The organism is Pricia sp., from assembly GCF_041745955.1.
Lineage (GTDB): Bacteria > Bacteroidota > Bacteroidia > Flavobacteriales > Flavobacteriaceae > Pricia.
Genome location: NZ_JBGTHY010000508.1, coordinates 1 through 22,945, shown reverse-complemented (window position 1 = coordinate 22,945; position 22,945 = coordinate 1). Strand labels below are relative to the sequence as shown.

Annotated in this window: 25 protein-coding genes; 8 read left to right on the top strand and 17 right to left on the bottom strand. The window is 44.8% G+C overall.

The window, feature by feature from the left end; translation table 11 throughout:
- Positions 1 to 183 precede the first annotated feature (183 nt).
- Positions 184 to 486: a hypothetical protein gene (locus ACEW8S_RS17995; protein ID WP_373519493.1), complete on the bottom strand. Its 303-nt coding sequence runs from the start codon at positions 484 to 486 to the stop codon at positions 184 to 186.
- Positions 487 to 846: 360 nt separating this feature from the next.
- The gene (locus tag ACEW8S_RS17990) at positions 847 to 1,185 is read right to left on the bottom strand and encodes a hypothetical protein (RefSeq protein WP_373519492.1); all 339 of its coding nucleotides are present in this window, start codon (positions 1,183 to 1,185) and stop codon (positions 847 to 849) included.
- 311 nt (positions 1,186 to 1,496) lie between these two features.
- Here ACEW8S_RS17990 and hpf point away from each other — a divergent pair, with 311 nt between their 5' ends.
- Positions 1,497 to 1,799, top strand: a complete 303-nt coding sequence (gene hpf / locus ACEW8S_RS17985) for a ribosome hibernation-promoting factor, HPF/YfiA family (protein WP_373519491.1) — start codon at positions 1,497 to 1,499, stop codon at positions 1,797 to 1,799.
- A 174-nt stretch (positions 1,800 to 1,973) separates the two neighbouring features.
- Here the strand turns inward: hpf and ACEW8S_RS17980 are convergent, their stop codons facing one another.
- The 3 genes from ACEW8S_RS17980 to ACEW8S_RS17970 all read right to left on the bottom strand — a co-directional run bounded on the left by ACEW8S_RS17980 (position 1,974) and on the right by ACEW8S_RS17970 (position 3,874).
- Complete coding sequence (locus ACEW8S_RS17980; RefSeq protein WP_373519490.1) at positions 1,974 to 2,315, bottom strand: hypothetical protein; 342 nt, start codon at positions 2,313 to 2,315, stop codon at positions 1,974 to 1,976.
- Between the two features lie 125 nt (positions 2,316 to 2,440).
- Positions 2,441 to 3,073 carry an NADPH-dependent F420 reductase gene (locus tag ACEW8S_RS17975; protein WP_373519489.1) on the bottom strand — a complete coding sequence of 211 codons (633 nt, stop codon included), beginning with the start codon at positions 3,071 to 3,073 and terminating at the stop codon, positions 2,441 to 2,443.
- Between the two features lie 153 nt (positions 3,074 to 3,226).
- Positions 3,227 to 3,874 (bottom strand): nitroreductase family protein, encoded by a 648-nt coding sequence (locus ACEW8S_RS17970; RefSeq protein WP_373519488.1) that lies wholly within the window; start codon positions 3,872 to 3,874, stop codon positions 3,227 to 3,229.
- Positions 3,875 to 4,122: 248 nt separating this feature from the next.
- Between ACEW8S_RS17970 and ACEW8S_RS17965 the strand changes: the two genes are divergently transcribed.
- Both ACEW8S_RS17965 and ACEW8S_RS17960 read left to right on the top strand, forming a co-directional pair.
- Positions 4,123 to 5,082 carry a TerC family protein gene (locus tag ACEW8S_RS17965; protein ID WP_373519487.1) on the top strand — a complete coding sequence of 320 codons (960 nt, stop codon included), beginning with the start codon at positions 4,123 to 4,125 and terminating at the stop codon, positions 5,080 to 5,082.
- A gap of 100 nt (positions 5,083 to 5,182) precedes the next feature.
- Complete coding sequence (locus ACEW8S_RS17960; protein WP_373519486.1) at positions 5,183 to 6,076, top strand: mechanosensitive ion channel family protein; 894 nt, start codon at positions 5,183 to 5,185, stop codon at positions 6,074 to 6,076.
- Between the two features lie 39 nt (positions 6,077 to 6,115).
- Here the strand turns inward: ACEW8S_RS17960 and ACEW8S_RS17955 are convergent, their stop codons facing one another.
- From ACEW8S_RS17955 to ACEW8S_RS17905, 11 genes are all read right to left on the bottom strand, one after another.
- Positions 6,116 to 8,083 carry an aconitate hydratase gene (locus ACEW8S_RS17955; RefSeq protein ID WP_373519485.1) on the bottom strand — a complete coding sequence of 656 codons (1,968 nt, stop codon included), beginning with the start codon at positions 8,081 to 8,083 and terminating at the stop codon, positions 6,116 to 6,118.
- Between the two features lie 216 nt (positions 8,084 to 8,299).
- Positions 8,300 to 8,551 (bottom strand): phosphopantetheine-binding protein, encoded by a 252-nt coding sequence (locus ACEW8S_RS17950; RefSeq protein WP_373519484.1) that lies wholly within the window; start codon positions 8,549 to 8,551, stop codon positions 8,300 to 8,302.
- Between the two features lie 42 nt (positions 8,552 to 8,593).
- Positions 8,594 to 9,868: a beta-ketoacyl synthase gene (locus ACEW8S_RS17945; RefSeq protein ID WP_373519483.1), complete on the bottom strand. Its 1,275-nt coding sequence runs from the start codon at positions 9,866 to 9,868 to the stop codon at positions 8,594 to 8,596.
- On the bottom strand, positions 9,861 to 10,313 hold the full coding sequence (locus ACEW8S_RS17940; RefSeq protein ID WP_373519482.1) for a 3-hydroxyacyl-ACP dehydratase FabZ family protein: 453 nt from the start codon (positions 10,311 to 10,313) through the stop codon (positions 9,861 to 9,863). Before ACEW8S_RS17940 ends, ACEW8S_RS17945 begins: the two co-directional genes overlap by 8 nt.
- A 5-nt stretch (positions 10,314 to 10,318) precedes the next feature.
- Positions 10,319 to 11,119, bottom strand: a complete 801-nt coding sequence (locus ACEW8S_RS17935; RefSeq protein WP_373519481.1) for an enoyl-ACP reductase — start codon at positions 11,117 to 11,119, stop codon at positions 10,319 to 10,321.
- A 102-nt stretch (positions 11,120 to 11,221) separates the two neighbouring features.
- Positions 11,222 to 12,277 (bottom strand): type III polyketide synthase, encoded by a 1,056-nt coding sequence (locus ACEW8S_RS17930; RefSeq protein WP_373519480.1) that lies wholly within the window; start codon positions 12,275 to 12,277, stop codon positions 11,222 to 11,224.
- Positions 12,270 to 13,001 (bottom strand): methyltransferase domain-containing protein, encoded by a 732-nt coding sequence (locus ACEW8S_RS17925; RefSeq protein ID WP_373519479.1) that lies wholly within the window; start codon positions 12,999 to 13,001, stop codon positions 12,270 to 12,272. Before ACEW8S_RS17925 ends, ACEW8S_RS17930 begins: the two co-directional genes overlap by 8 nt.
- Positions 12,998 to 14,119: an NAD(P)/FAD-dependent oxidoreductase gene (locus tag ACEW8S_RS17920; RefSeq protein WP_373519478.1), complete on the bottom strand. Its 1,122-nt coding sequence runs from the start codon at positions 14,117 to 14,119 to the stop codon at positions 12,998 to 13,000. The genes ACEW8S_RS17925 and ACEW8S_RS17920 overlap by 4 nt, the downstream gene beginning before the upstream one ends.
- Before the next feature lie 81 nt (positions 14,120 to 14,200).
- Positions 14,201 to 14,896: an OmpA family protein gene (locus ACEW8S_RS17915; protein WP_373519477.1), complete on the bottom strand. Its 696-nt coding sequence runs from the start codon at positions 14,894 to 14,896 to the stop codon at positions 14,201 to 14,203.
- 53 nt (positions 14,897 to 14,949) lie between these two features.
- Positions 14,950 to 15,426 (bottom strand): lipocalin family protein, encoded by a 477-nt coding sequence (locus ACEW8S_RS17910; RefSeq protein ID WP_373519476.1) that lies wholly within the window; start codon positions 15,424 to 15,426, stop codon positions 14,950 to 14,952.
- Positions 15,427 to 15,611: 185 nt separating this feature from the next.
- The gene (locus ACEW8S_RS17905) at positions 15,612 to 17,588 is read right to left on the bottom strand and encodes a thiamine pyrophosphate-dependent enzyme (protein WP_373519475.1); all 1,977 of its coding nucleotides are present in this window, start codon (positions 17,586 to 17,588) and stop codon (positions 15,612 to 15,614) included.
- Between the two features lie 101 nt (positions 17,589 to 17,689).
- Here ACEW8S_RS17905 and ACEW8S_RS17900 point away from each other — a divergent pair, with 101 nt between their 5' ends.
- From ACEW8S_RS17900 to ACEW8S_RS17880, 5 genes are all read left to right on the top strand, one after another.
- Positions 17,690 to 18,640, top strand: coding sequence for an isopenicillin N synthase family dioxygenase (locus ACEW8S_RS17900; RefSeq protein WP_373519474.1), 951 nt, complete (start codon positions 17,690 to 17,692; stop codon positions 18,638 to 18,640).
- Positions 18,641 to 18,711: 71 nt separating this feature from the next.
- Complete coding sequence (locus ACEW8S_RS17895; RefSeq protein WP_373519473.1) at positions 18,712 to 19,041, top strand: translation initiation factor; 330 nt, start codon at positions 18,712 to 18,714, stop codon at positions 19,039 to 19,041.
- 115 nt (positions 19,042 to 19,156) lie between these two features.
- On the top strand, positions 19,157 to 20,089 hold the full coding sequence (locus tag ACEW8S_RS17890) for a DUF1835 domain-containing protein (RefSeq protein WP_373519472.1): 933 nt from the start codon (positions 19,157 to 19,159) through the stop codon (positions 20,087 to 20,089).
- 1 nt (position 20,090) lies between these two features.
- A complete protein-coding gene (locus tag ACEW8S_RS17885) occupies positions 20,091 to 20,960 on the top strand; it encodes a nucleoside phosphorylase (RefSeq protein WP_373519471.1) in 870 nt (289 codons plus the stop codon).
- A 147-nt stretch (positions 20,961 to 21,107) separates the two neighbouring features.
- A complete protein-coding gene (locus ACEW8S_RS17880; protein ID WP_373519470.1) occupies positions 21,108 to 21,953 on the top strand; it encodes a substrate-binding domain-containing protein in 846 nt (281 codons plus the stop codon).
- A 91-nt stretch (positions 21,954 to 22,044) separates the two neighbouring features.
- Here ACEW8S_RS17880 and ung read toward each other — a convergent pair whose 3' ends face one another.
- Positions 22,045 to 22,710, bottom strand: a complete 666-nt coding sequence (gene ung, locus ACEW8S_RS17875) for a uracil-DNA glycosylase (protein ID WP_373519469.1) — start codon at positions 22,708 to 22,710, stop codon at positions 22,045 to 22,047.
- Between the last annotated feature and the right edge of the window lie 235 nt (positions 22,711 to 22,945).

Sequence of the window (22,945 nt, the reverse complement as noted above, 5' to 3'; positions counted from 1 at the left end):
TTCAAAACTTAAATCCAGCATACCCAAAGATATGTGCTGGATTTTTAATACCATGCATTTCGATTTTATTTGCACCTAATATGTTATTCTGTACTATAATTTATATTATGTAAAATAGAACATTTGAATCCTCACAAGGTTGAAATATATACCTCCATCCTATTCCTCATCTGCCTGTTCGCTTTATACATCTTCAATGCGATGTGATTTTACCATTCGCAGATAAATTAAAGTATCCTCACGAAAGGAATCAAAGTTTTTGAGATGTACCTTCAGCATTCTTGCGCAGCGTAGCAAGGCACTAGTGTCGTTCTTCAATGTGTGGCCAATTTTAATGTTCGCATCACGAAGTCGCTCGGCACTATCCCTTAAACGGTTCAATTGAACGAACTGCTCATAGGTTTTTGGCTCACAGACATAAGAACGAAGCTTGCCGTAGTACTGTGCAATATCTATTTGGTTACGTTTTAAGCGCTGCAGTTGCACCTCGCTCTTAGGTATTTGTGCCGTGTCTAATAATTCAGTTGCTATTATTCTCATCTCAATCGTTGTAGTTAACGTCTTGCTATGCATCAAAATTAATCATATTAGAACCTCTAAATACGGATTAACCGAATCTTAACTATTATTTTACCTATTTTTCGGGAAACCGTAACATTTGACCATTTCTTTGTAAATCTTACAATTTACTTGCCTGTTCCTCAGGAAGATCTAATTAACTAAGCACGCCTAATAAACTAGGTGTACATGGAAGTACGAAATCGCAAATCGTGCGTTATGCATAATATAAGAATATAGCCTGTACAGAAATAGAAAATCATACGGCAAGCTAAAAACTGCAGATTTTCAGTGACCAATGCATTTTGTGCGATAATCCGCTACCCCATCCTTTAATTGATCGAATTTCAAGAATTGTTGTTTTGCCTTCTCGATATGGTCACTAACCGCCTTACGTTGTTCCCTTAATTTATCGATGATTTCCGTGTTCGTATCACTCAGCTTGTCCATTCCCTTCTTTAAGGTTTCGATATATTCGAACAGGCCGTATGTTTTGGGTTCACAACGATAGGAATCGAGTTGTCCTCGCAATTGTACAAGGTCTTTTTGGGTTCTTTCAAGGCGGATTACCAAAGCGTTTTTTTCGCTTTCGCGGATGTTGGGAGAATGCTCCGTTGGAGTTTTCATGGGACGAGGATTTAGGTTGTTCAATCATTTTCAATAGGTAGGGTCTATAGTGTTATCGGTTATATCTATTAAAGTTATGAAAAAAAATAATTCGAATTGGATTTACTACACAGAAATTTCTGACTTTAACAGTACGTTTACTTAACCTTTACCTTCATTTAAGAAATGAATGGATAAATTAGAAAACAGATAGGAAACCTACCGCTTTCGGAAAAAAAGCAAGTGCAAAGTCAAAAAATAATGTGTTTCGGCCCCTCTCGTTTTAAAGTAAATAGTACATTGCATTTATAGATTTAAAAATTATAACAATTATGGATATAAACTTTGAATACCACGACGTTCAGGCCAGTCCACGTCTCGAAGAATTGGCAACAAAGAAAATTAATACACTGGTAGATAAATACGATTTTATCATTCGGGCCGATGTGTTTTTTAAAACTGAAAACACATCTTCCGACGAAACGGGGATGATTTGTAATATACGCATCAGCGCACCCGGCCCACGGCTTTTTGCCGAAGCAAGCCACGATAGCTTTGAGGCCTCTATTAAAGAGTCGGTCAATGATTTAGATAGGCAATTGAAAAAAAGGAAGGAGAAAATGAAATCCCATTAACTGGATTCAAAAAGCCACATATTAATAAAGCCATCGGTTTCCGATGGCTTTTATAGTGTACAAGCAAGTAGTTTTCGAATGGAACCTGTTTTTTACGGAAATAATATCCTAATATTCATACAGTCCTTACAGATTTTGGTATTCGATACCTCGGATGTTTTTTATCAAGATGGTTCATTCGTCTTCTCCGAACTTGATATCCGCAAAGGTTTTGAAAAGTCTGGGCGAAAAGGGACTTTCAATCAGGTCATTGATTAACTTTTCACGTTTCCGTTCCGAAATATCCATGGTATCCAGAATATCCATTTTTGTTCGGATTTCCGTAAAACGTTCTGCTTTAAGGCGCTCGCGTTCGCTAGAGGTCAAAATCAATTCGGGCTCAAAACGCTCCATAATCGTATATTTTTTCACCGCTTGCCCCTCCCCTGCCAATACGTAATTCGATTCTTGGGCCGATAGGGTCAACACTCCAAGAAAACCTACGCAGCTAGTTATTAGGTCTAGATATTTTTTCATTACCATCAATGTTTAATGTTCATGGTAAAGATATCCATTCCGGTTAAAAACTTCCTGCTTCTTAAGATGACCCTGCCGACAAAAATGTCCCTTTGTCGAATAAATACAATATGCCGTGACCTTGCTTACGAAATATTCAACATCGAACGTAATTCTTGTTGATCGGTGCTTATACCATATACTTTCTGATCGACTTCCATGGCATTCGTTGCCGCGAGGTCGCCCACATAGATAGGGACAAAACCGATGTCGGTAATCAAATTCTCTGTCGCCTCCCTGCTCTTGGCGTCCTGTGCCGCAAAAGGTATCGCCATCGGGTTTTGGGTATCGAATGCGCGTTGCTTCAAATCTTTGGCCTGAATAGTGTTGAAAGCCTTGGCGGTTAGGGCTGTCGAAAACTTCATTGCCGTATACTCAGAAGCATTGCGGTTATCGTCGCGGACTTCTTGTGCCATCTCACCGTCACGTTCCGGATATGGGTTCGTAGCATCGATAATCACCTTGCCACCGTATTCACCGGCATACAGCTCGGCGGTTTCATCGATATCCTTAAAGGGGATTGCCAAAAGATAAACATCGGCATTTGCCTCGAAGGCTTTGGCCACAGAAACAGCCTTGGCTGCACCTTCGCTCTCCCGCACCAAATTATTGAGCTCCTCAGGATGTCGGGAACTGAACAGCACCTCATGACCGGCCTTGGCCCAGTGCTTCCCCAATGTTCCACCAATATTTCCACTTCCTATTATTCCTATTTTCATACTATATGTTTTAGTGTCATTCCCGCAAAGGCGGGAATTTGTTTGATCAACGGTTTTATTATTGCTCTTTATTTTCAACCGAATCGACCACCATGGCTATCGGCTGTATTCTAGATTTTATCAGCGCGGATGAGAAATTCACTTAGTTTTCTCTCAAAAAGACGGGTTTTTTGTTTCTGAAGACACCCATTCATCCTTAAAGGCAAACTGACTTTGAGGGATGCGTTCCCGCTTTGCCGATTCCTGGTCCTGAAGGTCTTCACTTAAATCATCAAGTTCCCCACCATAATACCCTAAGGCAATTGCCGTTGTAATATGATATCCATCAGGAATATCGAAATCCTTATGTGCTTTTTTCCAATCCACACCGGCCATATGATGCAGTGCTATACCCATATATTGTGCTTGTACGGTCATACTTCCCAAACTCAGTCCCAAGTCATGAAGGGCATGAAAATTTTCATCCCCCTTGTCATTTTTTTCTTTATAGCCCGTAAGCATTAAAATAGGGGCATTGACCGCCCACTTTTGGTTAAAGTCACTAAGACATTCCACAATCTTATCGTAACCATCAGTTCCCTTGCGGGTATAAATAAAGCGCCAAGGCTGTAAATTCGATGAACTCGCGGACCAACGTACGGCCTCGAACAATCGGTTGAGGTCCTCATCGGAAACTTCCCTATCACTAAAGGTCCGAGGGCTGTAGCGTTGTTTCAACAAAGCATAAATTTCATGGTCGTTGTCAGCTATTTTATCCAAGGCCAACTGCCGCCTTTCATTCATATGTTCAGTGTCTTTCATATACTAATTATTTAGACATAAACTTAGGATATAACCTAGATACTATTTGACGCTACCCATTTGTTTTTTGATGGCATCGGAATTCAGAAATTACAGTTGTCGCAGAATATCGCTAGATGGAGAACACTGCTGTGCCCCTTGCATCCGTAGCGCAGTTTGGTTTAATTGTAAAAGAGTTCAAACCCTTTGCGATAGTATCAAGCGTAGCCCTAAAAATGTTTACCTTAGCCGCTGCAAAATTCTAGTTTATGTGGGTTTGGATAAGTTTTATCGCAGTAGTCATTGTTTTCTTGGCCCTTGACCTAGGGGTGTTCCATAAAAACGACCATGTCATAAAAAGTAAGGAAGCTGGTATTTGGACCTCCATTTGGGTCACCGTGGCCCTTGGTTTTAGCGGGGTTATCTATTGGCTGTTTTCCGAAGGTCTTGTCGAAAATCCAACGGGCCTCACCCCGAACTCTGCTGTACTAAAATATGTTACCGGATATTTAATCGAACTTTCGTTGAGTATCGACAATGTTTTTGTCATCGCTGTCATTTTTTCTTCCTTTAAGATTCCTGCATTATATCAACATCGCGTGCTATTCTGGGGTATTCTGGGTGCTATTGTTTTCAGGGGATTGATGATCCTCTTCGGGGTCGCGCTCATCAATAAATTTGAATGGATAATTTATGTTTTCGGGGTTTTTCTGCTCATTACAGCTTTCAAGATGCTAAAATCCGACGAGCATGCGAGCGATCCTAGAAATTCGTGGTTATTTCGGCAGTTGAAAAAAGTAATACCTATTACTACCGAAAGGCACGGCCATGATTTTTTTATAAACCGCATGGGGGTTATTGCCGCCACTCCCCTATTTGTGGCTCTAATAGTTATCGAACTCACGGATATACTTTTTGCGTTGGACAGTATTCCCGCCATCTTGGCCATTACCGCCGACCCGTTTATCGTATTCAGCTCTAACATATTGGCGATTTTGGGTCTGCGGTCCATGTACTTTTTGATTTCGAGGATGTTACAAAAATTCCGCTATATCAATTATAGCCTTGTGGTCATCTTGTCATTTGTCGGCTTAAAAATGCTGTTTTCCCATCAAATCGAACTTCCCGAATGGGTGTCTTTGACCGTTATAGCGGTTTCTTTGGCCGCCGGTATTGTGGCGTCTTTACTGATTTCGGAGAAAAGTGGTGAAAAACCCTCCGAAAATTAGCTGTTCTTCAGATAAGACTATTTTAAATTGTTTTTGGGATAATTTACTTTAAATTTTAGTAGTACCCTGCGGATTATTTACGCCCTTCAACACTTCAACTATGCAAAACGACATCACGGTTGCGGAATCCCTGACCTCATTTTACGACCGGTTTATCGAACAATTGCCCGGTATCGGTATGGGTCTTCTTATTATTATTTTAGGATTATTAATCGGTTCTTGGCTGGGCGGGTTTGCCAGAAAACGTTTGGTAGCAAAGACCAATGACCCGTTGATGAGCCGTTTTTTGGGTAAGGCCATCAAATACACGCTCATCATAATCGCCATTATGCTGGCCCTAAATGCCGCCGGTTTAGGTGCGGTCGCGGCCGGTATACTTACCGCAGCAGGGGCCAGCGCAGTTGTACTCGGCTCTGCCTTCAAGGATATCGGCGAAAATTTTATCGCCGGAATCATTTTGGCCTTTAGCCGCCCCTTCGATGTGAACGATACCGTGATGATAGGGGATAACTTCGGAAAGGTAAAGGCCCTGGAATTCCGCTATACCAAACTAAAGACCTTTGATGGTAAGGATGTTTATATTCCCAATGGCGATGTATTGACTACACCGGTCACCAATTACACCGAGGATGGTTTTTTCCGATGGGATTTTATAATCGGTATTGCCTATGAGGATAATATCGAAGGCGCCAAAAAAACAGTATTGGAAGCCCTAAGAAAAGAACCCGGGGTTATTGAGGATGAAGAGCACGAAAATTTTGTTATAGAGGATGAATTGGCCACAAGTACCGTCAACCTGAAAGTCTTCTTTTGGGTAGACACGAAAGACTTTAGACGGATGGCACTGATTACCAAGGGCAACGTAGTAAAAAACGTAAAGGAAGCCCTAGAGGAAGCCGGATACTACATGCCCGCCGATATTCATGAAATTAAACTCTATGGTGGTGAAACGGAATTTCCGGTTCGGTTGGCATCTGGAAAGAAGGAGGAGTGAGGCTTGCAAAAACCACCCACTGCCACCGTCAATTGCCACTTATGACGCCAACTTTTCCTTAAAATCATTGATTACCCCACCTTTCATCAGCAGATTGATCTGCCGTTCGCTCAAGCTATGCCGTACAGTAATATCGAATTCTTCGTTCTTATTCTTGACTTTGACGGTAATGGGATTTCTTTCCGTCACATCGAGTTTTAGGTTTGTCAACGATAATATGGCGCCCTGCTCAATTTTTTCAAGATCATCACCGTTTTCAAACTCCAAGGGAAGGATACCGAAATTCACTAGGTTCTGCCAGGCGATCCGGGCATAGTCCTTGGCAATGACGGCCACTTGGCCCAAATATTTCGGTGCGATGGCGGCGTGTTCCCTGCTACTGCCCTGCGCATAGTTCTCACCTGCTATTACGATGTGGCCGCCATATTGTTCTTTGGCCTCCAAGGCTCTTTTATAAAAAGTGTCATCGATGACCGTATAGGAATATTCACTGATTTTCGGGATGTTGCTGCGAAAGGGCAGTACTTCGGCGCCGGCCTTCATAATCTCATCGGTAGATATATTGTCCCCCATCTTCAGTAGCACGGGGATTTCGTAGTCTGATTTAAGTCCCTCCATTTCTGGAAGGGATTTAATATTGGGACCTTTTTTCAGTACCAGTGCCGTTGTATTTTTCGGGGGGGCCACGAGCATATCCCTATTAATGATTTCCATTTCGGGAGCTTCATATTTTGGATACTCCATGCCGTACAGCTTTTGGAGATCCCTAGGATCCGTAATTTTTCCTGTCAATGCGGATGCCGCGGCGGTTTCGGGACTGCACAAATGCACCTGATCGTCTTTCGTTCCCGACCGGTCGGGAAAATTTCGGGGCATCGTTCGTAGACTGATCGTATTGCTGGCCGGGGCCTGGCCCATTCCGATACAACCCATGCAGCCGGATTGGTGAAAACGCGCCCCGGCCGTGATAAGATTCCCAAAAGTCTTATTTTCTATCATATTCTGTATAATCTGCCGCGATGTGGGGTTGACATCGAATGATACCTCTTCATGCACGGCCTTACCTTTAACTATGGCTCCGGCCATCCAAAAATCTCGGAGTCCGGGATTGGCGGACGAACCGATAACCACTTGGCTGATCGATTTGCCTTCCACCTCGCGAATGGGTACCACGTTACCGGGACTTGTAGGTAGGGCAATTAATGGTACCAGATCGTCGAGAACGATTTCGTCCTCCAAATCATAGGTCGCTCCTTCATCCGCCTTGATTTCCTGCCAATCATCTTCCCGTTGTTGGGATTTTAAAAAGCGTTTCGTTTCTTGATCACTGGGAAAGACGGTTGTCGTAGCGCCCAGTTCCGCACCCATATTGGCAATAACATGCCGATCCATGGCGCTCAGATGGTCCAGGCCATCCCCATAATATTCGATGACTTTACCTACGCCACCATTTACATCGTGACGGCGGAGCATTTCAAGGATAACGTCTTTGGCACTGACCCAATCGGGAAGCTTTCCGGTCAATTTTACGCCCATTACTAGGGGCATTTTCACAAAATACGGCTGGCCGGCAATGGCGGCTGCGACATCCAACCCCCCGGTACCGATGGCTAACATCCCCAACGACCCGGCTGCGCAACTATGGCTGTCGGAACCGACCAAGGTCTTACCGGGAATCCCGAAGCGCTCCATGTGTAAGGGATGGCTTACCCCGTTTCCCGGCCTACTGTACCACAACCCGAATTTTTGGGCGGCGGAATGCAGGAAAAGGTGGTCATCGGCATTCTTAAAATCCGTTTGCAACAGGTTATGGTCTACATACTGCACGGCAACTTCCGTCTTCGCCCTATCAAGACCCATGGCTTCCAGTTCCAATTGTACCAAGGTTCCGGTAGCATCCTGTAAAAGGGCTTGGTCGATTTTAAGGCCTATTTCGGTGCCTGGTTTCATTTCTCCCGCAATGAGATGTGAGCTGATCAGTTTTTGGGTGACGTTCATGGGTTTCATAGCGTTGTTTTTCGGAATTAGACTTCTTTATGAGGGATCGGCCTTGTGAAAAGAAATCTCAAAATAGAATATTTTGATAGGATAGGTAGACGTTATCGAAGAATAATTTGATACAAAACATTGGGTGGACCCATCGGTGTACCCCGTTCCCGGAACCGGACGGGATATACTTCGGTAAATTTTGCCACCAATTGTCGAATCTGGCAATCAAATCCACTATTCCTTGACAAGTTTAGTATCTATGATTTGAAGCGCATCCCGAACCGTCTGCATTCGATCCATATCCTCGTTTTCGAGCATGATGTCGAATTCGTCTTCGACATCTAAAACGATATCCACGAGATTAGCGGAATTGATGTTCAATTCGTTGATAAAATGGCTTTCCATCGTAATATCCTCCACCGAAATATCATCAGGGAGATAGATTTTGATGATATCCTTTAACTTTTGATAGCGTTCGTCTTTCATTTGGAATTTGGAATCTGGAATTTGGTACTTGGGATTTTAATTTCAGTCGTTAAACCGCTTAAAAATAATACAAGCATTGACATCACCAAAGCCAAAACTTGCCTTTGCGAGTATTTTAGGGCTATGAGCCATGGTTTTTCGAGGAATTTTGGTAGAATCGACATGTTCCGCGATTTCAGGATGTAGATCTTCCCCGTTGACATTGCCGAAAAATTGGTTTTTTTCGAATTGCAAAACCGCCGCCACGGATTCAATGCTTCCGGCGGCGGACAGGCAATGGCCCAATTGGCCTTTAAAAGAGTTGATAAGGGGAAAATCATTGCCGGAGCGTTCCAAAGCAAGGCACCAATTTTCGATTTCGAGGGCGTCTTTGCCGGTCGCGGTCAAATGGCCGTTGATGGTGTCGATTTCGGTTTTTTGGATGCCCGAATTCCGTATGGCCTGCACGATACAGCGTTGTACCGCTGCACTGTTCGGGGCGGTCATCGAACCGTCACCACGCTGTCCGCCGCTGTTCACGTCACCACCCAATACCTCGGCATAGATTTTCGCTCCCCGTTCTTTAGCACTTTCCAATGATTCGAGAACCAATGCCCCTGCCCCGCTCCCCGGTACAAATCCCGCTGCGGAGCTGCTCATGGGCCGACTGGCCGTTTCTGGACTATCGTTATAATTTCTGGGAAGGATGCGCATCGCATCAAACCCCGCCCAGACATACGGACCGCTATCACTGCAACTGCCGGTGAGCATTCTCTTGGCTTTTCCTGATGCAATACGATCGTAAGCCATCAAGATACCTTCGGTTCCGGTGGTACAAGCGGAAGAATTCGTGGTCACCTGATTGCCACAGCCCAGTATTCCACCAAGATAGGCGCTGATGCCGCTGGCCATGGTCTGAATTACGGTCGTACTGCCCAACCGCCTGACTTTAAGTTCATCGATGAGCTGAATGGCTTCCCTGAATTTGGCCACACCGAGCGTACCTGTTCCGAATAGGATGCCACTGTCCCAATCCGGAGTGTCGGGGGAGGCTTTCCGAAGCCCCGCATCGTTCCAGGCGTCCGTTCCCGCGATAACGCCATAGATGATGCCTGTCGCACTCAATCCTCGAAGTTGCAAGGGCGTAAAATAGGCGTTGAGCAGGACTTCGGTAAGCTGCGGTTCCCCGGCGATTTGGCAACCGAACCCCAACGCTTCCAATTTTGGAATAAAACGGATGCCGCTTTCCCCGCTTGCCATGGCCTCCGAAAAGGCATCCAGACCGATACCATTAGGCGCACAGACCCCCAGTCCTGTTATAACCACGCGTTCAGCCATGTTCTCCTGATTTTATCATCCCCGCAATTTCGCCTTTACAAACCAATTTACCTTCGAAGTTGTACATTTTCACGGCACATTTCAGTTTATGGAACCTGAAATAGATTTTTTCGGACGCAACACTAACCTTTTCATTGGGATATACGGGAAGCAGGAATTCCATTTTAAAGCTACTCATTCCGATTTGAATGCTCCCTGGAGTTGTATCGGTGCCATTCGCCAACAAATAGATGCCCAAACAGACCACCCCGATCTGCGCACAGCATTCGGTGAGGATAACGCCGGGGGTAACCGGATTGTCCTTGAAGTGGCCCCTGTAGAAATCAAGGTTTTCAGGGAAAGTGAATGTGCCCTTTGCACCGGCTTCACTGATTTCCAACAACTCGTCCACAAAGAGGAAGGGCTTGTTATAAGGGAGATGGGATATGATTTGGTGTCCGTTCATAGCATTTACCTCAAACTCTCCCCGCCATCGACTTTGATCACCGTACCCGTAATCCATCGCGCCTCATCGGTGGTGAGCAGATACACGGCATTGGCCACATCTTCAGGCGTGGTCAAACGACCATTGGGATTGCGCTGCAAGGCATCTTTTTTGATTTGTTCATGACCGGGAATCATTTGAAAGGCTCGAGTTTCCGTCGCCCCGGCCTGTATGCAATTGGCCTTGATGCCAAGTGGTGCAAATTCCAGGGCGATATTTCGCGTCAGCGCTTCCAAGGTAGCCTTTGCTGCGGATACAGCGGCATATCCCGGCCACGCCTTGCTACTGCCCTCGCTAGTAAAGGAAATGATTCGGGCGTCGTCGCCAAATAACCTTTCATGTACCAAATCTTTCGTCCAATCATAGAGACTTAATGCCATTGCGTTTAAGGTAACTTGAAAATCCTGATGGTTCAAAATGTCCTGCTCTTCGGAATGCATGGGTTTCAGGTTCCCTTTGGCAATACTGTGCACCAAAACTTTGATGCGCTGACCTTCCCCTAGTTCCCCTAAAAGTGATTTTATTTCCGCTATGGTAACGCCTCTCTTTTCGGAATTCCCCGCATCCACATTAAAGCTTCGTAGCTTAACTCCCATTGAAGTAATTTCATGAAATTGAGACGTAATCTCCTTTAAATCAGATTTTCTATCCCGATGTACGATAAGAATATTAAATCCGTTCCGCGCCAGTTTTTTGGCCGTAGCCAACCCCAGTCCGCTACTCCCACCGAGAACTAAGGCCCATCCCTTTTTTACATCCACAGCCATAAAATCCTCACTTTTCGAGTTTTTGCAATTACTTTTCACAACTCCAATTCATTATCACCTAAAACTACCAATTATAAAAACACTTATAACCCTTAACCCGCCTCACCATTCCAACAAAACCCTTTGCGCCGAAAACCCGGGACCAAAACTTAAAATCAATCCCTGTTCCCCTTTTTTGATATCCTTTGCCAAAAAGCGTTCAAGCACATACAAAACAGTTACACTGCTCATATTACCATATTCCCGCAAAACCTCTCGGGTATCATCGATATTTTTCCCTAGTTTTCCGAACAGTTCTTCCACGGTCTGCACTATTTTACGTCCTCCCGGATGAAAGACCAAATGATGTACCGCCTCCATCGAAGTTCCATACTTTTTCAGGAACGGATGTACGATCTCGGGGAAATGCTCGGCAATGGTTTCCGGTACTCGGATATCCAGAATCATTTTTAGGCCATGGTTGGTGAGGTCGAAACCCATCATACGGGTGGCATCGGGAAAATGGTACATCTCCCCTCCTACTATTTTAGGACCTTTAGCCTCTTTTCCGGAGGATAACAGGACGCAGGCCGCACCATCGCCAAAAATGGCGGCACTGACCATGTTCGCCATGGAATAATCATCGAGCTGAAAGGTCGCAGTAGGACTCTCGACCGCTACCACGGCGGCCCGTTTATCGGGATGGGCCCTTAAAAAGTTCTCGGCATAAATCAGGCCCGATACCCCCGCAGCGCATCCCATTTCGGTTACCGGCAGGCGTGTGATATCCTTTCGAAGTCCTAAATCATTAATCAAATAGGCATCCAACGAGGGAATCATGATACCGGTACAACTCACGGTTATGATGTAATCCAAGGAATCTGGAGACCATTCTGCCTTCTTCAAGGCCTTTTCCAGCACCTTTTTCCCCAATTTCTTTATCTCACGAACATATATATCGTTCTTTTCTTCAAATGAGGTGGCCGTAAACACGGCTGCCGGGTCCATAATACTATAGCGCTTATCGACCGCCGCGCCCTCGAAAATCTTGACGACCTTTCTACGAAAACGCTGCTCTTGTCCGGTCAGCCAAAGTTCCACCAAGGGTACGATATCCTCGGTATTTCTAAAATACTCGGGCAACTGTTTGGCTACCGTTGTTATCCGTACTTCATTCATATATTCCGTTTAGTTCTTGGGTGCGCATGACCCATAGGTATCGAAAAGCCCATTTCCATTGAATATCGTGTTTTACCAAGGGCAGGTCTTTGGCAAAGCGCTCTAGTTCTGCCTTGGTAAAGCCACTCCGTATGGATATCAGTCCGTCGTGTTTCGCGATTTTTGTCCGTATAAAAATAGTACTAAAGCCCTTAAAAAGTCCGTATGCAAGGGGACTTCTTTGCAAATCGTTGATTACGATACCGATACGCGCCAATTTGGTGAACTGGTGTAAAAACACGGGGATGTTTTCATCGTAGAAATGGTGCATGGTAAGGGTACAAAGTAAAATATCGCATTTAAGATCATCGGGAGTCAACGCCAATATGTCCTGTTTGAGATAGCGTATCTCCGGAAAATCGGAGGATGCCGCCTTGGCGATGTCCAAGCCTTTTTCGCTAAGATCGATACCGATGGCTTCTATTGTGACACCCAAACGCCGTCCTAATCTGACGATCTCCCGGAGCATGCTACCGTTTCCGCAACCCATATCCAAAATCGTATACGATACTCGGTTGTGCTCCTGTATCAAGCGTTCCACGCCATTCAGTGTTATGCGATTGCCCCCTAAGAGGTTATTAGTGCGGTCTAGGTCTTCTAAAACCGTTCTGAGCGTGTTTCTATCTACACCGCAGTCGTCCATCAGTTCTGACTCTCTATTTCTTCTTGAAAAGTCGCCCATCATATCGGTTTGCCGTGGGTAGTTTTGATCAATTTTTGCAATAACCAGGGCTGGGCGACCATAGCGGATAGTACGATTGCGGACAATTTTGGATTCAGCAAAAGGGACTGCAAACGTCTTCCCATCCACAACCGTCTTTTAAAATGCCTGTTCCACTTCATTTGGTAGTCATTTTCGAGCTTCGCCCGCTGTTGATTATCCCTTTTTAAAAAATCAGTGATCAATTCTGCCGCGATTTTAGCGCTATGTATCGCCATCGCCATTCCATTTCCGCAAAGCGGATGTATCAGGCCCGCGGTATCGCCGCACATCAGTATGTGGTTTTCCACCGCTTTTTTGGGATGGAAAGAAATCTGTGCAATCGCCAACGGTTCTTGGAATATCGGAATCGCCGTCTTCAAAAACTCCCTTAAAAACGGGTTTTTGGAAACCACATTGGCATTAAAGCTATCGATGTTTTTTTCTTTTTGAAAACTGGCATAGGATGCCAAATAGCAGAAATTGACCGCCCCTGTTTCGGTTTTGGACAATCCGCCATAGCCGCCATGAAAATTATGCAAGGCTACCCAATGTTCCGGAAAATTATCGAATTTGTAATGCGATTTAACAGCTAACCAGGATGATTTTTTGCTTGTGAAATCCCGTTTCAAGCTTTTATCGAGTCCACCACGCTTGCCATACGCACCGATAACAAGATGCGAAGTATAGGTTTGGCTAGTCTCCGTAACCACTTCAAATATAGGGTTTTCAAATTTTACGCCAGTCACATTTTGAAATTGAAAGTCAGCACCGGCCTGAACTGCGCGTCGATACAGCAGCTGATCGAAAGCATATCGACTGATCCCTTTTCCACCCAAAGGAAGGGTGGTTTCCAGATAATTTCCCTGGACCGTAGTTAACTTTAAACGGTTGATGGCAACGGCTTTTTCAGCTTCAAAAGTTATCCCCAGTTCGCTCAAATAAGGAACTATTTCGTTAGAAACATATTCGCCGCACACTTTGTGATGGGGATAGTTTTGTTTTTCGAACACCACAACGCGGTGTCCTTTTTGGCATAAATCGATCGCAGCGGTCAATCCGGCCAATCCGCCTCCTACCACAATGACATCGTACTGCTGCATGCAAGAAAAGTAATGCTTTAAAATGTAAATCCCGACCGTTTCGATCGGGATTTCAATCCAATGGTTATTGAAACAAAAATTTCAACCTTTCACTTGCTGCTTTGCCTCTTTCTTAAGCGCATCGCTCGCAACGATTGCCAATTCGACCCGACGGTTTTTGGCCTTGCCCTCTTTGGTCGTGTTATCACCTACGGGCTGATTCTCTCCGTACCATTTTGTTGTCAACCGGCTTTTGTCGATACCTTGTGAAACTAAATACTCCGTTACCGAAGTGGCCCGTTTTTTAGAAAGGTCCATATTATAATCATCGGGACCGGCTGCATCGGTATGTCCTTCTACCAGCACGTTCGTTTTAGGATATTCCTTTAAAATATCGGCCATACTGTTCAACGTATTCGCGGAAGTACCTTTGACATCCGACTTATTGGTATCGAAATGCACGCCTTGATCTTCGGTAAAGGTTACATTAATACCTTCTCCGACCCGTGTAACTTCGGCACCGGGAATCTCTTCTTCGATACGCTCCGCCTGTCGATCCATACGGTTCCCGATAAACCCACCGGCCACGCCGCCAATGGCAGCACCTAAAATGGCGCCCAATACGGTGTTGTTGCCGTCGCCGACATTGTTTCCGATGACGCCCCCGATGGCGGCACCACTACCGGCACCGATTACGGCTCCTTTTTGCTTGTTGTTCGCGTTCTGTACGGTCTTACAGCCGACGACCATGGAAATCACCATGACCATATATACTGATTTTGTGAGTATCTTTTTCATTCTGCTGACGTATTGATTACTAATTATTAATTATTGATTATTGATTTCGGGGGCTACCTACTAAATTCATAGACCACCGAAATGGGATTGCCATCTACGGTGACATTCGATTTCAGGACCATTTGGGAAGGGGTAATGGAAACTACATCCAACCGATATCCCGTTCTCCCATAAATATCATTCTTCTTTTGGTCGATATACTTAAACTGTAACTGTTGGCCACCGCCCTGACTTTCTATGATGGACCATCGAATATTGCGTTCGCCTCCAGAGCAAAGACTTCCGGGCTGAATCGTATAACTGCCCGTACTGTTGTTATTCCTGAAAAACCAGGTGCTGCCCTCAAAACAAACCGCTGAAGCATCATCAAAGAGTTTGGCCTTAAAATCGCCTTCATTGTTTTCATAACGCACATCATCGAGGGTCCAAGTGCCGTCGACCGTTTTGCGGTCATCGCGTATTGGTTGGGTCGTAGAGCAAGATAACAAGAACAGACTGGCTAAAATTGTCAATACACTGGATTTTATCATACTTTCAAGATTAAGAGGTTGTCAAAATATCTTTTTAATATATGTTTTTCAATGGTGTGCAACGGTCGAAGTAAATGAGATGGTTACAAAAGTATGGCAAATATCGTTTTTTAACAGCTGGGAAGTTGCTGTAAAGGGATAAGAAATTGGCTCGAATGCTAACTTAGTCGCGTATTTACCGCGAATTAATACGCCAAAAGCTCCTTTAAGGCGATGACGAACCTTTTCTTGGGCAAATAGCCGTTCTCAAGCTTTTTGGAAAATGGAATGGGCATTTCCAAACTGGCCACACGTTTTATGGGACCATCCAGATACTCGAATCGGTTTTCCATAACCAAGGCGGATATATCGCTGGATATGCCACCGAACAGACTGTCTTCCTGTAAAATGACCAGTTTCCCTGTTTTTTCTATGGATGTATAAATGGATGCCACATCCAAAGGCATCAACGTGCGCAGATCGATAAGGTCGGCCTCGATTTCCGGATGGTTTTCTAGGGTTTCCAATGCCCAGTGGATACCTGCGCCGAAGGACACGATAGTGATTTGATCGCCTTCTTGTAACAGCGCTGCCTTTCCAAAGGGAAGGGTATAATAGTCCGTTGGAACATCTTGGTAAATACTTCGGTACAGCCCTTTATGCTCGAAAAACAGCACGGGATTGGGGTCGTTGATAGCTGTTGCCAAAAGTCCCTTCGCGTCATAGGGAAACGCGGGATAGGCCACTTTAAGTCCCGGTGTTTTCGTAAACCAGGCCTCGTTGGTCTGGGAATGGAACGGACCGGCCCCAACATCGCCACCACAGGGCATGCGAATGACAACATCTGCGTTTTCGCCCCAACGGTAATGCGATTTCGCCAGATAGTTAACGATCGGGTTAAAACCGCTGCTTGCAAAATCGGCAAATTGCATCTCGACGACCGCTTTCATACCATTGATGGAAAGCCCCATCGCCGCCGCAACGATACCGGATTCACAAATCGGGGTATTGCGGACGCGGGCCTTTCCGAAAGCATCCACAAAACCTTCGGTAACCTTAAATACGCCGCCATAATCCGCGATATCCTGTCCCATAATGACAAGGTCATCATATTTCTCCATGGATTGTCTTAGGCCTTGGGAAACGGCATCTACCAATCGTATATTTTCTACCGCACTATTCGGCCTGACTTCTGTATAAACAAAATCCTTATATACGTCTTTTAATTCAACACTTTCAATAAAATCTATTTGCGGTTCCCCAAATGCCAACTGTAGATGCTCATTGATTTCGGACTCGATTTTCGCTTTTAGGAGGTCTATTTTGATTTGATCCCATAAGCCCTCTTCCTTTAAAAAGGATTCGTAATTGGTGATGGGATCTTTTGCGCCCCACTCCTCCATCAGTGCATCGGGTACATACTTGGTGCCACTCGCCTCTTCATGGCCCCGCATCCTGAAAGTTTGGAATTCCAGCAACACGGGTCCTGGCTTTTTGCGCATCCGTTGGCAGAGTTCGTTTACCTTGCTATAAACGTCCAAAATATTGTTCCCGTCAATCGTATACGATTCCATTCCGTATCCTACTCCTTTGTCCGCCAGATTTTTGCAACGGTACTGTTCGCTCGTGGGCGTAGATAGTCCGTAGCCATTGTTTTCGATACAGAAAAGCACGGGCAGCTGCCACACCGAGGCAATGTTGAGTGCTTCGTGAAAATCGCCCTCGCTCGTACCGCCCTCTCCCGTAAACACCGCTGTGACATGTGGTCTATTTTGCAACATATCGGCCAATGCGATACCGTCTGCCACGCCCAATTGCGGACCTAAATGCGAGATCATTCCTACAATTTTAAATCCCTGTGTCCCGAAATGGAAACTGCGGTCACGGCCTTTGGTGAATCCGCCCGCCTTGCCCTGCCATTGCGAGAAAAGGCGATGCAAGGGGATATCCCGAGTCGTAAAAACACCCAAATTGCGGTGCATGGGCAAAATATATTCCTCTGCTTTCAAGGCACTCGCCACCCCTACGGAAATAGCTTCCTGCCCGATGCCGCTAAACCACTTTGAAATCTTGCCCTGCCGCAATAAAATCAGCATCTTTTCCTCGATCATACGGGGTTTTAGCATCCGCTGGTAAAGATCTAGCAAGGTAGTATTGTCGATATCCTTTCTTTGGTACTCCATTTGATTTTTTCAATGGCTAAAAGTAAGAAAAAGTAAAGGCGGGTTCACGATTAGTGTCCCTTTTCACTAACTTTGAATCCAAATAGTCAAAAATTAAAGCTATGAGTGCCATACCCAGCGTCGATTTGCAGGATTTTGTTTCCGGCGATTCAAAAAGGAAAGAAAAATTCACCCAAGAAATAGGGGCCGCTTTTGAGGATATCGGTTTTGTCGCCTTAAGCGGACATTTCTTATCCGAAGAACTGGTAGCGCAATTGTATTTGGAAATCAAAGAATTTTTTGCATTGGAACAGGATATCAAAGACAACTATGAAATCGAGGGCATCGGCGGGCAACGCGGGTATACATCCTTCGGAAAAGAACACGCCAAAGGAAGAAAAGAGGGCGATTTGAAGGAGTTTTGGCATTTCGGACAGTATGTCGAGGACAATCCGAAATTGGAAAAGGAATATCCCGATAACGTGACCGTCAAAGAACTTCCAGATTTCAATAGCGTAGGAAAAGAGACGTTCAAAATGTTGGAGAAAACCGCCAAATACGTTTTAAGGGCCTTGGCTTTGCATCTCGATTTGGAGGAAACCTATTTTGACCAATACATCAAGAACGGAAATTCCATTTTACGCCCCATCCACTATCCGCCCATCACCGAGGAGCCTAAAAATGCGGAACGGGCGGCAGCGCATGGCGATATCAACTTGATCACGCTACTCATGGGTGCACAAGGCCGTGGCCTGCAAGTAAAAAACCATAGGGACGAATGGGTCGATGCCATAGCGCGTCCCGATCAAGTGATGATCAATGTGGGGGATATGCTCTCGCGTTTGACGAACAACAAATTGAAATCGACCATCCACAAGGTTATCAATCCCCCTAAGGAAATGTGGGGCACTTCGCGATATTCCATTCCCTTTTTCATGCATCCCATAAGCGAAATGCCGCTGGATTGCCTTGATAACTGTGTAGATAACGAACATCCAAAGCAATTTGAGGATATTACCGCCGGTGTCTATTTAAACGAACGTTTGGTAGAATTGGGGTTGGTGAAAAAGTAATTAATAGTCAATTCTTGACGAGGATATTTTAGTTGAAAATTTATTGTCATAAAAACGCCACTTCCTTACACATGGATTTAAAAGACCAACTTAAAGACCTTTTCCCCGATCACGAAATTCCGGAAGAAATCGACAAACCTGAAACTAAAAATGATATCTGGCTGCAAGACGACCCCATTCTCTGCAAATACGAAAAAAGGAAAGGAAAACCGATAACCATTCTCGATGGTTACACCGGTGCCCAAAGCGATTTTAAAAAATTGGCCAAGGAACTCAAGACCGAACTCGGTGTGGGAGGTTCTTTTAAGAACGAAAAAATCATCATCCAAGGGGATTATCGGGACCGAATTATGGATATCTTAAAGGAAAAAGGGTTTTCTGTAAAGCGTGTGGGAGGCTAAAAGTGTTGTTTGTTTTAAGTAAATTTTCACAAACAAAGGACAATTTTTACCGATTATTTTTGTTTGGTTTGATTATATGTTACTTTTAATGTTCGAGAACCTAAACTACAGCCGCATGAGTTCCCTTTTGCACATTACTAACGGAGACTATTTTACGGAAAAACTGAGATCTTTACCTCTTAAAGGGGATATTATTACCTGGCGCGAGATGCTTTGCGAGGGCAAAACACTTACTAGTGTAGGTAGCGAATCATTCTGGAAAGCCCGTTTCGAATTTCTCAATAAAAACTATAAAGTCTCCAAATCGTGGTTTATCGAAAAAACCTTAAAGGAGTATCGCTCCCTTTGCAATCACAAACAACAGGATGAAATCGTGCTTTGGTTCGATTATGACCTGTTTTGCCAGGTCAATATGATCGCCGTACTCAGTTGGCTCAAGACGCACCGAAAATACGCCCATATTTCGTTAGTCTGTACCGGTAAGGAAGATGAATCGGAAAAAATGTACGGCCTTCACGATCTTAACGACGAGCAGTTGTTGAGTCACTATGAAGACAAAATCGACCTGACGCAAGACGATATCGAATATGCCGATTACGTTTGGCAACTCTACTGTAGTGATAATCCTATCCGTTTGGAAAACCTTTCGGATTACTCCGACTTCCAGTTCGACTATCTCTCGGGAGCTATTCAGGCGCATTTACATCGCTTTCCGACAATCAAAAACGGACTTAATGAGATGGAAAACCATATTTTATGGCTGGCGGTGGAGCAGAAACCGGCCAATCGGCAGCAATTCATGTCCGAAATACACAAGAAAGAGGCGATTCTAGGTTTCGGTGATATCCAATATGAAAGGGCGCTCGGCAGGTTAAAACCCCTGTTTTCCTCATTTAGACCTGTCCGCTTGACCAAAAAGGGCGAAGAAATTCTCGAAAATAAAACAAGTTACTACTCGTGCCTTCGAGACAATGACGTCTACTTGGGCGGCGCGCTCAAATACAACTTTCTCTACAATACCGAATCCAGTAGGATCTTGAAATTATAGGATGACCTTAGGCGCATCCGAACTTATTGTCAATCCCGATGGTAGTATTTATCACCTGAACCTTTTTCCCGAAGATATCGCGGATACGATTATAACCGTTGGCGACCCCGATCGTGTTGCGGAGGTTTCGTCGTTTTTCGATACCGTTGAAGTCAAAAAAAGCAAACGTGAATTTTATACCCACACCGGTACGTTGAAGGGAAAACGGCTGACCGTTATTTCTACCGGAATAGGTACGGACAATATCGATATCGTTCTCAATGAGCTTGATGCTCTTGTCAATATCGATTTTGAAAGCCGCATGGTCCATGAAGCGAAGAAGTCCCTTGATATTATCCGAATCGGAACCACTGGGGCGATACAATCCGATATCCCTATCGATACATTTCTCATGAGCGAATATGCCATAGGTTTTGACGGATTGTTACATTTTTATGATAGTAGTTCCATACAGGAACCTAGAATGGCCCAGGCATTTGCGGTGCAGTGCGGTTGGCCAGAACAAAGAGCCGCACCCTATGCCGTGAAATATGACATAACCTTGGCCAAAAAATTCCTGTCAAATCGTATACGATTAGGTGTGACGGTAACCTGTATGGGATTTTATGGGCCTCAGGGTCGAAGCTTACGACTGAATGCAGATAGCAATAGTTTTATTGAAAAACTAGCTTCCTTTCATTACGAAGGGCGAGTGATTACCAACCTTGAAATGGAAACTTCCGGTATTTACGGACTTTCAAAATTGCTCGGGCATCGTGCCGTTTCCATGAACTGTATTCTCGCCAATCGGGCCACAGGGGAGTTTTCCAAAAATCCGAAACAGGCTACCCAAGACTTGATTGGGTACTGTTTGGGAATCATTTGTGGTTGATCGCCATGAGGGGGGAAATTCCTAGTCCCAAACTCCAAAAATTGGTATTGGCATCGGAATTATAGGAAGGATTTGTTTCATGAATTGATTATCTTTTCCCCTTCCCGATTTCAAAACATTTTCAACGTAAAAGACAAAATTATATTTATGGAAAAGGTCAGGATAGCTGGTGTACCGGAACATTTCAATCTCCCTTGGCACATGGCTATAGAAGAAGGCGCTTTTGAGGATAGGGGCATCGACCTACAATGGACGCAAGTGCCCGAGGGTACGGGTAAAATGTGCCAAATGCTGGAGGATAGGGAAACTGATTTGGCCATCATTTTAACCGAGGGCATTATCAAGAGCATCGTGGCCGGCAATCCCGTTAAAATTGTACAGGAATACATCGCTTCTCCCCTACTTTGGGGCATTCATGTTGGCGCTAATAGTAAACACCAAACCCTATCAGAACTTAAAAACACAAAGACCGCTATCAGCCGTTTCGGCAGCGGTAGCCATCTTATGGCCTATGTGAACGCCCAAAAAGAAGGCTGGGACACCGATTCGCTACAATTCGAGGTTATCGACAACCTAGATGGCGCGGTAAAGGCCCTTATGGATGGTACGGCGGATTATTTTATGTGGGAACACTTTACCACAAAACCTTTGGTCGATACCGGCAGCTTTCGCAGACTGGGCGATTGCCCCACCCCATGGCCCTGTTTTGTGGTGGCGGCGACGGATGATTTCATAAAGAAAAACCCTGTAACCTTGAACCATATTCTGGATACTATCAACACCTATACTTCCGAATTCAAGCAAATACCGAGTATCGACAGAACCTTGGCCAATCGCTATGGACTAAAACTGGAGGATATACGGGAGTGGTTGTCCCTTACGCAGTGGAGTCAAGAACAACTGTCTATCGAAGCCGTTGAAAACGTGCAGCGTACCTTGAATCACCTAAAGCTGATTGATAGCCCTTTGACCATTAATAAAATCCTCAAATAAACCGCTACGATGTTAAAGTTACCCGTCAATCGGTTATCATTCAATCCGTTACCAGCATGGATTACCTGTCAATAGGCTACCAGTCGATTAGCTACCAGTCTATCGGCTTCTTTCCGATTTTCCGCAGAATTTCGTTGGCTTGGCTAAAGTGTCTGTTGCCGAACCAATGGCCCCTATTGGCACTTAACGGTGAGGGATGGCCAGAGGTCAGCACATGATGTTTGCTACTTTCTATTAAAGCGGATTTCCTTTTGGCAAATCCGCCCCAGAGCAAGAAAATTAGTCCCTCTTTTTCAACGGATAATTTTCGGATTACGGCATCCGTAAATGTTTCCCATCCCTTGTTCTGATGACTGCCCGCCTCATGTGCACGCACGGTCAGAACGGCATTCAAAAGCAGTACCCCTTGCTCGGCCCACCGGTCCAGATTTCCGCTTTTTGGGTATGGCTTTCCCAGATCCGTTTCAATTTCCTTGAAGATATTGACCAGCGAAGGCGGATGCGGTATGCCATCTTTTACCGAAAAACAGAGCCCGTTTGCCTGATTCGGACCGTGATAGGGGTCTTGCCCAATGATGACCATTTTAGTGGTATCAAAGGGGCTGTGGTCAAAAGCCGCAAAAATATCCCCGCCTTTCGGATAACAGGTTTGTTCGGCATATTCCTTTTTGATAAAATCGGTCAAAACCGGAAAATACGGTTGCGCGAATTCCTGTGCGAGCTGTTTTTTCCAACTTTCTTCTATGGTAATGGGCATTGCTTTTTTTTATTCTTGATAATGAACCAAAAATAGCCAAAACTGAGGTAGCCGCACGTTTTTTTAGCTTCTACCTCTAATAAAAGTAGTGACGTGACCTTATTTTTTGATCGTTCATTCTCCCATCAAAACCGTAACTTTGCCATCGATTAAAACCTAGATGGTAAAAATTCAAAAAAAAACGCTCCAAGACCTCGAATTCCCTACGGTCTTACAACAAGTTTCCACCCGCTGC

Excerpts from the sequence above, each read along its gene's own strand:
- ACEW8S_RS17925 (WP_373519479.1), bottom strand. The coding sequence starts at position 13,001 with ATGATGGGCGACTTTTCAAGAAGAAATAGAGAGTCAGAACTGATGGAC.
- ACEW8S_RS17930 (WP_373519480.1), bottom strand. The coding sequence starts at position 12,277 with ATGAATGAAGTACGGATAACAACGGTAGCCAAACAGTTGCCCGAGTAT.
- ACEW8S_RS17945 (WP_373519483.1), bottom strand. The coding sequence starts at position 9,868 with ATGGCTGAACGCGTGGTTATAACAGGACTGGGGGTCTGTGCGCCTAAT.
- ACEW8S_RS17950 (WP_373519484.1), bottom strand. The coding sequence starts at position 8,551 with ATGAAAGACGAACGCTATCAAAAGTTAAAGGATATCATCAAAATCTAT.
- ACEW8S_RS17920 (WP_373519478.1), bottom strand. The coding sequence starts at position 14,119 with ATGCAGCAGTACGATGTCATTGTGGTAGGAGGCGGATTGGCCGGATTG.
- ACEW8S_RS17980 (WP_373519490.1), bottom strand. The coding sequence starts at position 2,315 with ATGAAAAAATATCTAGACCTAATAACTAGCTGCGTAGGTTTTCTTGGA.
- ung (WP_373519469.1), bottom strand. The coding sequence starts at position 22,710 with ATGCCCATTACCATAGAAGAAAGTTGGAAAAAACAGCTCGCACAGGAA.
- ACEW8S_RS17880 (WP_373519470.1), top strand. The coding sequence starts at position 21,108 with ATGGAAAAGGTCAGGATAGCTGGTGTACCGGAACATTTCAATCTCCCT.
- ACEW8S_RS17960 (WP_373519486.1), top strand. The coding sequence starts at position 5,183 with ATGCAAAACGACATCACGGTTGCGGAATCCCTGACCTCATTTTACGAC.
- ACEW8S_RS17905 (WP_373519475.1), bottom strand. The coding sequence starts at position 17,588 with ATGGAGTACCAAAGAAAGGATATCGACAATACTACCTTGCTAGATCTT.
- ACEW8S_RS17975 (WP_373519489.1), bottom strand. The coding sequence starts at position 3,073 with ATGAAAATAGGAATAATAGGAAGTGGAAATATTGGTGGAACATTGGGG.
- ACEW8S_RS17885 (WP_373519471.1), top strand. The coding sequence starts at position 20,091 with ATGACCTTAGGCGCATCCGAACTTATTGTCAATCCCGATGGTAGTATT.
- ACEW8S_RS17970 (WP_373519488.1), bottom strand. The coding sequence starts at position 3,874 with ATGAAAGACACTGAACATATGAATGAAAGGCGGCAGTTGGCCTTGGAT.
- ACEW8S_RS17990 (WP_373519492.1), bottom strand. The coding sequence starts at position 1,185 with ATGAAAACTCCAACGGAGCATTCTCCCAACATCCGCGAAAGCGAAAAA.
- ACEW8S_RS17940 (WP_373519482.1), bottom strand. The coding sequence starts at position 10,313 with ATGAACGGACACCAAATCATATCCCATCTCCCTTATAACAAGCCCTTC.
- ACEW8S_RS17910 (WP_373519476.1), bottom strand. The coding sequence starts at position 15,426 with ATGATAAAATCCAGTGTATTGACAATTTTAGCCAGTCTGTTCTTGTTA.
- ACEW8S_RS17895 (WP_373519473.1), top strand. The coding sequence starts at position 18,712 with ATGGATTTAAAAGACCAACTTAAAGACCTTTTCCCCGATCACGAAATT.
- hpf (WP_373519491.1), top strand. The coding sequence starts at position 1,497 with ATGGATATAAACTTTGAATACCACGACGTTCAGGCCAGTCCACGTCTC.
- ACEW8S_RS17915 (WP_373519477.1), bottom strand. The coding sequence starts at position 14,896 with ATGAAAAAGATACTCACAAAATCAGTATATATGGTCATGGTGATTTCC.
- ACEW8S_RS17955 (WP_373519485.1), bottom strand. The coding sequence starts at position 8,083 with ATGAAACCCATGAACGTCACCCAAAAACTGATCAGCTCACATCTCATT.
- ACEW8S_RS17965 (WP_373519487.1), top strand. The coding sequence starts at position 4,123 with ATGTGGGTTTGGATAAGTTTTATCGCAGTAGTCATTGTTTTCTTGGCC.
- ACEW8S_RS17935 (WP_373519481.1), bottom strand. The coding sequence starts at position 11,119 with ATGGCTGTGGATGTAAAAAAGGGATGGGCCTTAGTTCTCGGTGGGAGT.
- ACEW8S_RS17890 (WP_373519472.1), top strand. The coding sequence starts at position 19,157 with ATGAGTTCCCTTTTGCACATTACTAACGGAGACTATTTTACGGAAAAA.
- ACEW8S_RS17900 (WP_373519474.1), top strand. The coding sequence starts at position 17,690 with ATGAGTGCCATACCCAGCGTCGATTTGCAGGATTTTGTTTCCGGCGAT.